Annotated in this window: 9 protein-coding genes; 6 read left to right on the top strand and 3 right to left on the bottom strand. The window is 57.2% G+C overall.

Going from position 1 to position 13626, the window contains the following annotated elements; genetic code table 11:
* Positions 1-28: 28 nt before the first annotated feature.
* Both JYB84_RS02090 and JYB84_RS02085 read right to left on the bottom strand, forming a co-directional pair.
* Positions 29-1513, bottom strand: a complete 1485-nt coding sequence (locus JYB84_RS02090) for a carotenoid oxygenase family protein (RefSeq protein WP_207321805.1) — start codon at positions 1511-1513, stop codon at positions 29-31.
* 11 nt (positions 1514-1524) lie between these two features.
* Positions 1525-1944, bottom strand: coding sequence for a DUF2141 domain-containing protein (locus JYB84_RS02085; protein ID WP_207321804.1), 420 nt, complete (start codon positions 1942-1944; stop codon positions 1525-1527).
* Positions 1945-2147: 203 nt separating this feature from the next.
* Between JYB84_RS02085 and JYB84_RS02080 the strand changes: the two genes are divergently transcribed.
* From JYB84_RS02080 to JYB84_RS02070, 3 genes are read left to right on the top strand one after another with little or no spacing between them, the layout of a single operon-like run.
* Positions 2148-3269, top strand: coding sequence for a sensor histidine kinase (locus JYB84_RS02080; protein WP_207321803.1), 1122 nt, complete (start codon positions 2148-2150; stop codon positions 3267-3269).
* 44 nt (positions 3270-3313) lie between these two features.
* Positions 3314-3958: a response regulator gene (locus JYB84_RS02075; protein WP_207321802.1), complete on the top strand. Its 645-nt coding sequence runs from the start codon at positions 3314-3316 to the stop codon at positions 3956-3958.
* 27 nt (positions 3959-3985) lie between these two features.
* The gene (locus tag JYB84_RS02070) at positions 3986-4480 is read left to right on the top strand and encodes a DUF6622 family protein (RefSeq protein WP_207321801.1); all 495 of its coding nucleotides are present in this window, start codon (positions 3986-3988) and stop codon (positions 4478-4480) included.
* Positions 4481-4509: 29 nt separating this feature from the next.
* Here JYB84_RS02070 and JYB84_RS02065 read toward each other — a convergent pair whose 3' ends face one another.
* Entirely contained in the window at positions 4510-7956 is a 3447-nt protein-coding gene (locus tag JYB84_RS02065) for an ATP-binding protein (RefSeq protein WP_207321800.1), read from the bottom strand.
* On the opposite strand from JYB84_RS02065, the gene JYB84_RS02060 reads away from it, so the two are divergent.
* The 3 genes from JYB84_RS02060 to JYB84_RS02050 are packed head-to-tail and all read left to right on the top strand — an operon-like array spanning position 7957 to position 13626.
* On the top strand, positions 7957-8214 hold the full coding sequence (locus JYB84_RS02060; RefSeq protein ID WP_207321799.1) for a hypothetical protein: 258 nt from the start codon (positions 7957-7959) through the stop codon (positions 8212-8214).
* Positions 8186-12661, top strand: coding sequence for a CHASE domain-containing protein (locus JYB84_RS02055; protein WP_207321798.1), 4476 nt, complete (start codon positions 8186-8188; stop codon positions 12659-12661). Before JYB84_RS02060 ends, JYB84_RS02055 begins: the two co-directional genes overlap by 29 nt.
* A complete protein-coding gene (locus JYB84_RS02050; RefSeq protein WP_207321797.1) occupies positions 12658-13626 on the top strand; it encodes a diguanylate cyclase domain-containing protein in 969 nt (322 codons plus the stop codon). Before JYB84_RS02055 ends, JYB84_RS02050 begins: the two co-directional genes overlap by 4 nt.

Genomic DNA, 13626 nt, shown 5'->3' with positions numbered 1-13626 from the left:
TATTTATCAGCTTGTTAATGCTTATTACTCAAGCAAAACAGCCGTGAAACCCCAGCGGCAGCACCCTGTCCATACTGGCCTCGGCAATGGGCCCCCGACTGATGTCGGCCGCACTGAACAGCGACAGACCGGTGCGGCCCTGCCGGTAATCGAGCCAGGTCATCAACACCATGGCTGCCCGCTCCGGGGTCGCGGGCAGATACAGGGGTTCTTCCAAAATGCGATCCGGCCCCAGATAGCATTGCTTGCGCTCGCCGTTGCCCCCCATGGCATACAGGGTATCGCTGAGCCCGGAGGCGCTGTGGTCAGAGGCGCCTATGCCAAACACGGTTTCCAGCCGCGTCGGCGTGGCGCTGGCCTCAAATTGCGGAAATTCCATGTGAATGCCCGAACGCGTTATGGCGGGTTCGCCCTGCAACTTTCCGCTGCCATCCAGCCCCACACGTATAGTGGCCCACTCGGCATCCGGGCTCTGCTCCCGCACCTGGCCGGTCAGCAATGCCTGCATACCCCGGGTGAGTATGGCGGAATCCGAATACAGGCTCAGTTGCAACAGCAGTTCACCCTCTGACTCCAGTGCCTGACCGAAATGAAACACAAATCCGGGTGGCAGATCCCGCCACTGCTGCCGACTCAGATCCGCCTTGTCGATCACCAGCAACTTGGCACCAAGCTCAGGGCGCCAGCGGAACGAGCCCACATAGGTATCGCCCTCCTCGTACACACAGCTGGAGACATAAAACAGCAGCTTGGTCTGACTCTGGGCAAAGGCATGGATATAGCCGGCCTGGGGCAGATTGATGACCTCCATGGCCGCCACGCTGTCATCCGGGGCTATGTGGTACAACAATAGGTCTTTGTCACCGCCCACATACCAGCAGCCAAAGTTCCACAAACCACCGACACCGTCCACCAAGGGGTGGGCCGAGAAGGGCAATCCCTTGAACTTGTCACCAAAGCTCTTGACACCCAGAGTTTCCAGGCTGTCACCATCAAGCCGGTAGGGCGAGCCTGCCTCCCACAGTGCCAACAATTCACCGTTGCGTGGCAACAGGGCGGTGTTGGCCACGTTGGCATCGTCATTGTTGCGCACCGGCAAGGCACCGGGCACGGCGGTGCCGGCCGCGTTATAGAGGAAGCGGCCGGCAGCCTGCTCCGCCTGGAACTTGTGGGTGCGCACAAAGCGCCCCTGGTGCCGGATGCCCCCCTGCTGAATGCGGAATTGCTGCACCATGCCATCACCGTCGAACCAGTGCCGATAGTGAAAACCCTGGCGACTGAAGCGCGCCGGACCGTTGCGGTACAAATTGCCTTCGAGGCTCCTGGGCCAGTCACCGCTGCAGGTCATTTCCAGCAAAGGTAGGTCCTGCTCCACACCATCAAAGCCCTTGGCCCAGGGTTGGCGGGCCAGGATTTCCGTGCCCCCCAGGGCCAATACCTTATCAGCTACACCACCCCAGAGCGCCGCCCCCAGCACGGCACCGCTGCCACGTAAAAACTGTCTTCTATCCATGATCCTGGCTCCTAGCGTATGTGAATGTTCAGACCCAGGTCGGCATTGAGGTCAAAGCCGGCATCTTCAAAGCTTGCCGGACCAAAACGGCCGGCATTGTTGCTGAAGCCGTAGCCCTCGTTCGGCACCCCGAGAAAATTGCTGTCGAGCCGGCCGTTGCCGTTTTCATCGTGGAACACCTTGACCGCGTAATGGCCGGCATCGAGATGGTCAAACACCAGCTGCAGACTGTCGCCTTCAACCTCGGCAATTTTGTAGTCCCTGGCACCCTTGCCTTCGTTCCAGGCGGCCTGGTTGTCATAGAGCTCCACCATCAGCTTGCCTCCCTTGACCCGAAATTGATCCAGGGACAGGGTGAGAGTGTGTGCCTGAGCCTGGCCCAGACCACAGAGGCAGAGCAGCAAGGCGGTGGATAACTTGGAAGCTGTCATGGCGATATTCCTTTCACTGAGTGGGATAAGCAGCGCGCAAAACACCACGCCGAAAAACTGAACCCAGCTTAAGCAATCTCCCGCTGCACCACAGGTGCCGAAAGTCATGACTTACTCAGCCCATAAGATGACTTTTGGCATAGTGACATCTGGCGCCCATGGCCTAAAATGGGCACCTCTTTTGGTTAAAGGACTGATTTTTCATGGACAAGAGCTCAACCACACGCTCCCAGGGCATGCTGATCATTGCCGGCGTACTCACCTGGGCCCTGGTGGCTTGGCTCGGCCTGCAGCGGCAACCGGGACAGCTTGGATGGGTCATGGCAGCCATGGATCTCGGTTTTATCGCCCTGTTCGCACTCTTGGCGCTGGAGTGGCTGCCTCGCCGCAGCCAGGCCCTGAGCAAACTGGCTCTGTTGCTTCAGGCCGCGTTGGCACTGGGGCTTATCCGCTTGGACGCTGGCCTGAATCCCATACTGCTGGTGATCTGGGCAACCCTGTTGCCGGCCGCCTTCGACAAGCGTCAGGCCTTCATTCTGCTGTTACTGGTCAATGGCGCCTACGGCCAGATCCTGGTTCAGCACTGGCAGGAATCCAATCCCTGGCCCACCTTGCTGATCTTCTTCGGCTTCGAACTCTTCGGTTACAGCAGCAGCCTGGCCCGCCTCGGTGAACGTCAGGCCCGCTTGGCCCAGGAAACCCTAAACCAGCAGCTGATCGCCACCCGCAGCCTCTTGGGTCAGGCCAGCCGCAGCGAGGAACGGCTGCGGATCTCACGGGATCTGCACGACATCATAGGCCATCAGTTGACCGCCCTGTCGCTGCAACTGGAAGTCCTGGGGCACAAGCTGCCCGAAGAATTCAGATCCGAGCTGACCCAGAGTAAGCAACTGGCCCGGGAACTGCTGGGCAGCATACGCGCCGTGGTGCGGGATCAACGCAACGATGTGGCACTGGATCTGCGTCAACCTCTACAGGCGCTGATGGTGCGCCTGCCCGGTGTCAGCCTGGATTGCCCGCAGACCTTGCCCCTGCCCTCGGCCGAGTTGGCCCAGGCCCTGGTGCTGGCGCTGCAGGAAGGCATCAGCAACGCGGTGCGTCACGGTCAGGCGAGCCAACTGAGCCTGACCATGACCCAAGCAGATCATCGCCTGTGCTGCAGCCTCTCAGACAATGGCCGCGGCCTGGGCACAACCAGGGTCAAGGCCGGTTCAGGGCTAAGTGGAATGCAGGAACGGCTCGCCGCCTTCAATGGCGAGGTGAGCCTGCACCCTAATCCGGAGGCGGCGGGTGCCAACCTGACACTCGTGGTCGACCTGCCTTAATCACACTTAAATCACGCACAGAAAATACAGCGAAAGGAATCCAGATGACTAATCACCAAGTACGACGTATCCGGGTTGCCCTGGTGGAAGACCAGCAACTGGTGCGTCAGGGCATAGCGGGCCTGTTGGCGCTGTCGGAGCAGGTAGAGGTCTGCTGGCAGGCGGAGCAGGGACAAGAGGCCCTGGACAAGCTGGCCCGGGCTCCTGTGGATGTGCTGCTGAGTGACATTCGTATGCCGGTGCTCGACGGTATCGGCATGCTCAAGCAGCTGCGCCAGCAGGGTGAACGGCTGCCGGTGCTGATGCTGACCACCTTCGATGACAGCGAGCTGTTTCTCGCCAGCATGCGCGCCGGTGCCAATGGCTTCCTGCTCAAGGACGTATCGCTGGACAAGTTACTGGGGGCCATAGCGCAGGTGGCGGATGGCGGCTTTCTGATCGAACCCGAATTACTGGCGCAACTGCAAACCAAGACACCCGCGGCGGCGCCACAGGGAGAACTCTTGTCCGGCCGGGAGCGCGACATACTGCGCCTGATGGCGGGGGGCTTCTCCAATCGCGAAATTGCCGAGGCGGTATTTCTGGCCGAGGGCACGGTGAAAAATCACGTGTCCAACATATTGACCAAGCTCGACTGCCGCGACCGTACCCAGGCGGTACTCAAGAGCCTGCAAATGGCCCTCATTTGACAAGAAATTACTCAAGGAGAACACATTATGGAAAACCTGCTGATGATAATCGCCAACACACCACTCTGGGTCTTTGGCCTGCTCGCCGGTCTCACCTTGCTGGGCGTCAAACAGCTGCGGTTAAGGCCTCTGTCGCCCCAGCGCCTGGTGCTGCTGCCGCTGGCCATGGGCACCTGGTCCCTGATGTCCCTCACAGACAAGAGCACCCAATCCCTGCTCTGCTATCTGGGCGCCGCTGTGCTGGGTACAGTCCTGATGTTGCTGATGCCAAGGCGGGCGGTACGCCGCGAACAGGGCCTGTATCTGGTGCCCGGCAGCCCCCTGCCCCTGGTGCTGATGTTGAGTATTTTCTTGCTGCATTATGTCAGTGGCGTATTGCAGGCCCGGGCCCCGGAACTGCTGACGACGCCAGGGCTGCTTCTTGGCAGCAGTGCCGCCTACGGCACCCTGTCCGGCCTCCTGATTGGCCGCATGCTGGCCATAGTACTGGCGGCAAGGTCCGGCACAGAGGCCCGCGCTTGAGCGTTATTGTGATGGTCAGCGCCTGAGCGCTATTGCAACGGCCTTGGCGGTGCATCCACTGAACTGCCATTGGTGGCCAGATGCTGTTCCAACATGGGGAACAGCTCATCAAAACCCTGGCAAATTCGGCTAAACAACCCATTGATATCTTCGCTGCTACCCTGCTTGCTGGCCTGTTCCAACTCGGCCAGCAACCGGTGCAACTGACTGGCGCCTATATCGCCGGACAGGCCCTTGAGCTTGTGGGCTAACTCCCTGATGGCATTGAGTTCCATGGCTTCTACCACCAACCTGAGGTTATCGATTTTCTCAGGCACAGTATCGACATACATACGGGTGATCTTGTCCACCAGCTTGTGGTTGTCCAACATGCGCGCCAGGGCAGCCTTTCTGTCCCACACTGGCAAATTGTTTGAGGGCAATTTGGGCTCGGCGATGGCTGGGGTTCCGGCGCCGGATGTGACCCATTGCAGTACATGGCTCAGCAACTGATCGTAGGATATGGGCTTGGTAATGTAGTCGGACATCCCCGCCGCCAGGCATTTTTCACGTTCTCCCGACATGGCGTTGGCCGTCATGGCTATGATTGGCACCTGCCGAAATGCCTCTCCGCCCTCCCCCAATCGGATCAGTTTGGTGCACACATAACCGTCCATCTCCGGCATCTGACAATCCATCAGCACGCAATTGAGTCGGGTCCCCTGCTGACTGAGTCGCACCATAATGTCCAGCGCCTGCTTGCCGGTGGAGGCAAACCACAGCTCCGCCTGTTGCGGCGCCAAAAAGCCTTTCACCACTTCCTGATTGATATGGTTATCGTCGACCACCAGGATGCCGGCCCCTTCCAGGGCGGCCACAGGGAAATGGTTGCCAAGCTGGGACTGACTGACATTGACCTCCTGCACCTGTCCGGTAATGGCCGCCAGCAACTCGGCCCGGTTTACCGGCTTGCCAAGTTCATGGTCCACCTTACAGGGCCACTCCTTGATTGCGGATCCAAAACGGAGAATTTTCAGCTCCGCCTCGCGGCTCAGCCACTGGGCGGTGCCGCTGCCCACAGGGTAGAGATTGTCCACCAGCAGCACCAACTCCCCCGCTGGCAGCGTCCTTTGCTCATTGAGTTGCATCACTGTGGCGCCATAGCGGGCCAACATGCGCTCCAAGACCTCCTTGGATCTGGGATTGGGGCTCAGTACCGCCGCATTGACCCCTGCGAGGGGCTGTTGATGTTGCTCCTTCTTGGCGCCTTCCTGGCCGAAGTAAACATGGAAGTAAAAATGACTGCCCCTGTCTTTCTCCGATTCAAAACCTATATTGCCCTTCATCAGCTGGCACAGCTGGCGACTGATGGACAACCCCAAGCCCGTACCGCCATATTCACTGGATATGCTGCCATGCTCCTGACTGAAGGCCTGGAACAGCTTCTGTTGGTTTTCTTCGGCTATGCCTATGCCGGTATCAAAGACATCCACATCCAGGCGTATCTGGTTATCCGCACTGACCTGGGTTCGGGCACGGATCAGTATTTCGCCTTTATGGGTAAACTTGATGGCATTGCTGAGCAGATTATTGAGTACTTGTTTAAGACGGCTGGCATCCCCCATCAGGCACACATAATCCAACTCGCTGATGTCGAGAATGATTTCCAAATCCTTTTCCATGGCCCGAATGGCAGCGGAGCACACCAGAGTCTCCATCACCCGCACCGGGTTAAAGGGTTGGCTGTCAAACTCCAGTTTGCCGGCTTCAATTTTGGACAGGTCGAGAATGTCGTTAATCAGGCTCGACAGGGCCGCCGCGCTGGACTCCGCCATATCAACATACTTCATCTGTGACTGGCTCAGGGGCTCACGCTTGATCAGGTTCAAGGTGCCCATGATGCCATTGAGCGGTGTACGCATCTCGTGACTGACATTGGAAACAAAGGCACTTTTGATCTCGCTGGCCTGCAGTGCCTTCTTGTGCGCGTCGGCCAGCTCTTCGGTTCGGGTTGCCACCTGACTCTCCAGCTCCTGGTTAATCATCCGGATCCTCGATTGGGCCTCATATTGCGCCGTCACATCCCGGGCAATCAGCGCAGTCCCGCAGACCTTTTGTCCCAGCAATTGAATGGGAGACAGGGTCAACTCCAGTTGTAACTCCCTGTCGCCTTCATTGGAGCTGATGGTGGCGGTCAGACTGCCCCCCGCGTGGGCCCGCGCCATCAACTCGGAAAAGCCGAAATCCCGAAACAGCCCCAAAGAGTCAATATCGCTGCCCATTGCGGTTTGGGCACTGTAGCCAAACAATTGCTCGGCTGCCCGGTTCCAACTGGTGACCCGGTTAAACAAGTCCAGACCGATAATGGCATCCGCCGAACCGCTGATGATGGCTTCCTGCTCGGCCCGGGTTTCCGCCAGTTTGTGGCTGCTGCGGTAATTCCGGTTCAGCAACACCAACAGCAGCGAAGCCACCAGCAATATGGTCAGCACAAAACCATAGCTGTCTATCCGCTTGTCCAGCAACATGGAGTCCAACTGGCTCCTGGAGCGGGTCAGCAGCAACTGGAACTGCTCGTCGGGCTGACCGCCATAACGCACAGTGCGCCTGAGGAAAAAGGCTTCAGCGCCATCGCTTTGCTCCTGCACCAGACCGAAATAGCCGTTAACCTGTTTAACCCTGTAGTCCGCTTGCCAGCTGTGGCCCGAGTCCAGGTCACGGCTGAATTGGAATTCGGGTTTGGGATGGACAATAAAGTTTCCCTGGCTGTCGACCAATATCAGTTCTTCCCCGGGCCCGGCTGCCTGACGCATCTGTGTCAGCAGGCTGCCGGTATTGAGATTCAGAATGATGAAACCGTATTTTTGCCCCTCTGCGGTAAAGATGGGCAGGGCAAAACGGGTGGTCGGCCGATAGGGAAACTCTACCTGACCATATTCCCGATTAAGATCCAGTGAAGATATGTACATTTGGCCGGGAGCCAAGGCCATGGTCGCCGCAAAGTAATAGGCCTGGGCCTTGGATTGCAGCCGTTGTGCTTCAATCACCCTGATATTGCCGGACAACCTGTCGACCCTGACTATCTCCTTGCCCCCGGTATCCCCCCGGATAACCCGTAACTGATCTATTTCCGGATTGTTGAGCAACATGGCACTGAAAATCGTCTCCAGCCGCCGTTGCCATTGGGAAAAATGAGTGCCATCCAAAGGGTCCACCCCGCCATGGAGTTCGGCCCGGGCCAGGCCGGCTATGGGTGGAGTCGCATGCAAAAAACGCAGGTTCTTTTGCTGCTGGTCATACAGCGTCGATAATTTGGTTGCCAGAAAAGCGGCACTGCGGGACATGGATTGCTGCAATTCCAGCTCAACCTGGGACTCAAGCCGTTGCTCCTGATAACTGACACCGGCAATACACACGGCCACCAGCAACAGCGCCCCCATGGGCAAGATCCCAAAACGCCTGAACGCCTTAACCGCTGCTCCCGGAGCCCATGCCATATGCTGCCTTCCCTGTTATTTTTCAGTGCACCCGCCTATGCCTTTAGAAAAATAGCAGATATTCCACGAATTACTGCCTTTAACAAAGCTTTGTATATTCTTGGCTACCTGAGCAGCATTTGTTCTAGACTAATTAAGTCGGCAAAAAATGTGTTTGATTTGTCAGGAATAGACTCGGCTCACGCCCTGGGCCCGGAACACTTTTCAACTTGGCAAGGAGCTGAGATTGATGAAACTGGAGTTGACGTCACTGCTTAAGGATAAGTGGGTTCTGCTGACCTTGGTGCTGGGTATTGGTTTGAGCCTGTTGGTGACAGAACACATATCCCGTCGCAACGAAGACAGGATCAGGGATGCGGTACGCGAATCCGCCGACCAAGCCATCCATTCAGCACTAACCCGCATCGAGCTGTATCAATATGGCCTGCGGGGTGCAAGAGGCGCGGTACTCACGGCAGGAGAGGACGGCATCAGCCGCGAGTTATTCCGCCGCTACAGTTACACCCGCAATGTGGATACCGAGTTCCCTGGCGCCCGCGGTTTTGGCTTCATTCGTCGGGTACCGGAAGCCAAAGAGGCGGAATTTATCCACCAGGCCAGGGCCGATGATTGGCCCGACTTCAGCATCCGCCAGTTGGCAAGACACCCGGACGAACGTTACATCATCCAATATATTGAACCTGTGGATCGCAACATTCAGGCCGTGGGCCTGGACATAGCCTCGGAACTCAACCGGCGCACCGCCGCCGATGATGCCATGGACAGCGGCGAAGTCAGGCTCACAGGTCCCATCACCCTGGTGCAGGCCACGGGATTGCCACAACAATCCTTTCTGATCCTCATGCCCATTTATCGCGGCGGCAAGGTGCCGCCAACGCGGGAACAGCGACGCGAGGCGGCCTTTGGCTGGAGTTATGCGCCGCTGATCATGTCCGAAGTGCTGGCGGACCAACGTCTGGATCCCAAACGCATGCGCTTGCAGTTATTCGATGTTACCGCCGAACAGGAGGAGGTGTTCTTCGACAGTGGCCAGACCGACACGGACGATCTCTATCCCTATGAGGAAATACATCAGGTATTTGGCCGCACCTGGAAGGCCCGTTACTCGGTAACGCCACTGTTTGTGTCGCAATTACACCTGCCCACCAGCAGCGCCCTCGCCATACTGGGGATCAGCGCCAGCCTACTGCTGTCGGCCCTGGTTGGGGTCATCAATATCAATCACAGGAATAAAGCCCGGCTGCAGCAGGAGCAGGCCAAACTGGCCGCCATAGTGGAGAGTTCTGCCGATGGCATCATAGGCAAGACACTGGCGGGGGTCATCACCAGTTGGAACGGCGGCGCCCGCAAGATATTCGGTTACCTCGCGGACGAGGCCCTGGGCCAGACGGTCGAAAAACTGCTGCTGCCGGATGACCTGAAGCATGAAGAGGCACAGATACTGGCACGTCTCGCCCAAGGCGAGTCTATCCCCCACTTCGAGTCCCAAAGGCGCAGAAAGGACGGCAGCATGGTCTACGTCTCGGTAACCGCGTCGCCCATTTACGATGACCACAACAAGGTCATAGGGGCTTCCACTACGGTGAGGGACATTACGGAGCAGAAACGCTCCGAGCTCAAAATTCAACAGCTCAACAGCAATCTGGAACGCCAGGTACAGGAGCGTACCTCCGAACTGGCCAAGGTGAATGTGCTGCTCAGCAACGTGCTGCGGGCGGCCTCCGAAGTGGCCATCATAGCCACGGACATCCATGGCCAGATACGCCTGTTCAACCATGGCGCCGAATGTTTGCTGGGATACAAGAGTAATGAGGTTCAGGGCCACTGCACTCCGGTGCGCTTCCATCTGGAGAGCGAGCTGGATTCCAGGGCCCAGTTGTTAAGTCGCGAGTATGGTTATCAGGTAACAGGTTTTAAAACCCTCACCATACGCTCGGAGTTATTGGGAGCCGAGACCCGCGAATGGACCTATGTTCGCAAGGACGGCAATACCCTGCCCGTGTCCCTGAGCGTCACCCCAATGCGGGATGCCGACAACAAGATCATAGGATACCTGCAGATTGCCACGGATATCAGTCAACAGCGTAACCACCAGCAGGAACTGGAAGCGGCTCGGGATGAACTGATTTCGGTCAGGGACCAGTTGCTGATGGCTGCCAAGGTGGCGCAGCTGGGGATCTGGAGCTGGAACCTGAGCAGCAACAGCCTGGAGTGGAACGACAAGATGTATGAGCTGTACGAACAGCCCACGGAGCTGCGGCAAACGGGGCTTAAGCTGAGTCACTGGCAGGAGCGACTGCACCCACAGGACAAGGACAGGATACAGGCCCAGTTACAGGCGACAGTCGAAGGCATCAGTCGCTTTGACCCTATCTTCAGGCTACAACTGCCCAGTGGCCAGGTGCGCTACATTCAGGCGGGCGCCTATGTGGAATATGACGGCCAGGGCAATGCGCTCAAGGTCATGGGCATCAACCGGGACATCACCTCGGAACGGGAGCTGGAATCCTGGTTGCGCCAGGCCAAGGAGCAATCGGACGCCGCCAGCGCTGCCAAGTCCATCTTCCTGGCCAATATGAGCCATGAAATCCGCACCCCCATGAATGCCGCCCTGGGTATGCTGCAATTACTGCACAAAACCGAGCTGTCAGCCAAGCAACAGGAATATGTGTCCAAGGCCCAGATTGCCGCCACGTCGCTGCTGAACCTGCTTAACGACATTCTGGATTACTCCAAAATCGATGCCGGCAAACTGGAGCTGGAACTGCATCCCTTCAGCCTGAATGAGCTGATGCAGGATCTGGCGGTGATCCTGCTGGGTAACCTCAAGGACAAGAATCTGGAGCTGATGTACGACATAGATCTGGCCCTGCCCGACCTGGTTCGCGGTGACAGGCTGAGACTGCAGCAAGTGCTGATTAATCTGGCCAGCAATGCCATCAAGTTTACCGAGCATGGGGAGGTCGTTATCGGCGTTCATCTGTTGGAAAGGGATGAAGATCAAACCCTTATTCGCATCAGCGTCAAAGATACGGGAATAGGTATCAACAAGGACCAACAGCAAAAGATTTTTGAAGGCTTTACCCAAGCCGAAGCTTCCATATCCAGACGTTTTGGCGGTACCGGGCTGGGATTGGGAATATCCCGCTGCCTGATAGATCTGATGGGCAGCGAGTTACATCTGGACAGCGAACCCGGTGTCGGCAGCCATTTTTGGTTCGACCTGCGTCTGCCTGCCGAAGACTCACCCATTGCCCTGCCACAGCAGTCCCGGGGGCGGGTGCTGGTGGTGGACGACAATGCACTGTCCCTGACCGTCATGTGCCGTACACTGGCCGAGCTTGGCTTTGAATACCAGGCGGCATCTGGCGGCAGTGAGGCCTTGAGCCTGCTGGCGCAGTCAGATGAGTTCGATACTGTGCTGCTGGACTGTTATATGCCTGATATGACAGGTTTCGAGGTCGCCCGGGAAATCAAAGGCCGGCAGGGGAAAGCACTATGCCCCACCATAGTCATGGTCACGGCTTATTCGCCAATCGAATTGGACCGGGCATTAGATAGTGGCTCATCCCTGTTTGAAGGTTACATCTGCAAACCCTTCACCCCCAGCCAGTTGCTTAATACCCTGGAAGGTGCCAAGACAGGCTCTGTGTCTTTGCCTCTCGTACGGCTGGAACCCAGCCAACGCCTGGAAGGCTTGCGGATATTATTGGTGGAAGACAATGAATTCAATCGCTTGGTGGCACTGGAACTGCTGGAGGGAGAAGGGGCCAAGGTACAAATTGCCGAAGACGGCGAGCAGGGTGTCAAATTGGCCACAGATCCGCGGAACCACTTTGATCTGGTGCTGATGGATATGCAAATGCCGGGCATTGATGGCCTGGAGGCCACCCGTCGAATCCGCAGCCATGGAGAACTCAAACAACTCCCCATCATAGCTATGACCGCCAATGTCAGTGCCGAGGACCAGAAAGCCTGCTTGCTGGCGGGCATGAACGCCCATTTGGGAAAACCCCTGGATTTCAGCGAAGTGGTGCAACTCATACTGTCTTATGTCAGCCCCAAAACCGCCATGGCAGAGGCCTCAATACCAAGGAAAACAGCTCAAGAAGAGAGCGTCGAAGCCATACTCAAGCGCTTTGGCAACGACATCAGCCTGTACCGCAAACTGCTGGACAACTATCGGAGTGACCTGCGCCAACTCACAGATAAACTGCAACAACAGCTTGATGCCGGCGATATTTCAGCTATCGGGCAAACCCTGCACACCTTGAAGGGCACCAGCGCCACCATAGGTGTCAGTGCCGTCAGGGACAAGGCCGCCAATCTGGAAATCGCATTGCGCACGGCCAAGGATCCTGAAGCACTGACGCTGAAATTTGCCAGGGAGCTGGTTCCCGCCCTGAATGAGCTGGCGGCCAAAAACCTGGATTTGATCCACGGTGCCTTGCCAGAGATGGTTCGGCAACAAGCTCCCGACGAAGTTTCCATCAGCAATGAGGAATTGATGAAAATGGCCGATGAGCTGGCCGCCCACTTACACACGGGCAACCTCAAGGCATTGGATTTGGTGGGAGAACTGCATCAAGCCCTCACGGGCCTGTCGTCCCTGAATACCGACTCCCATAAGTTGGTGAAACTGACCGAATCGCTGAAGTTCAAGGATGCGCTCAACCTGCTCAGTAAATTAAGGGAGCAATTATGATCCTGGAGCGAGTCCACCATACCCTGTCACTTTCAAACGAGCGGGCCAAGATATTGGTGGTCGATGACCAGGCCATCAACATCATGGCACTCAACGAAGTATTCAAGAGCGACTTTGATGTGTTGATGGCCCTTGATGGTGCCAGCGCCCTGGAGCAGGCTCGCAACCAATCTCCCGACATCATATTGCTGGATGTAGTGATGCCTGGCATGGACGGACACGAGGTGTGCCGACTCCTCAAGAGCGATCCCCTTACCGAGGATATTCCGGTGATCTTTGTGACGTCCAGGACAGATGGCGAAGATGAGGCGTCGGGCTTTGCTCTCGGGGCAGTGGACTACATCAATAAACCCATTAACCCTGTCACGGTTCAGGCCAGGGTACGCACCCAATTGGCTGTCAAACTGCAATATCAGATTATCAAAAACATGGCCCTTACCGACGGCGTCACCGGCATTGGCAACCGTCGACGCTTTGATGAAGCGCTACAAACACTGTGGCGCCAGTGCATGCGGGATGAACAACCTCTGACCCTGATGCTGCTGGATGTGGATCACTTTAAGGCATTCAACGATCACTATGGCCATCTGGCGGGGGATGAATGTCTGGCGCAGGTAGCCCAATGCATCAGGCAAGTGCTGAAGCGGCCATCTGATTTATTGTGCCGCTATGGCGGTGACGAGTTGGCGGCCTTGCTTCCCAATACCGATCTGGCCGGTGCCGAGCATTTGGCACGCCTGATACAGGAGCAATTGATACAGCGGGCCATTCCCCACGAACACTCAACCGCGGCTGCAAGTGTCAGTCTCAGCATAGGCCTGGCATCACAAGTCCCCGCCGCCGAATTGGATGCCGACAAACTTCTGGTCCTTGCCGATCAGGCACTGTACCGGGCCAAACATGAAGGCCGCAACTGCTTTCGAAGTTGGGATCTGCAGCCGGCGCAATGCGAAGCAAGCCTGTAG

Source organism: Shewanella cyperi (assembly GCF_017354985.1).
GTDB lineage: Bacteria > Pseudomonadota > Gammaproteobacteria > Enterobacterales > Shewanellaceae > Shewanella > Shewanella cyperi.
The sequence above is the reverse complement of the archived record's forward strand: the minus strand, read 5'-3'. Positions and strand labels throughout refer to the sequence as shown.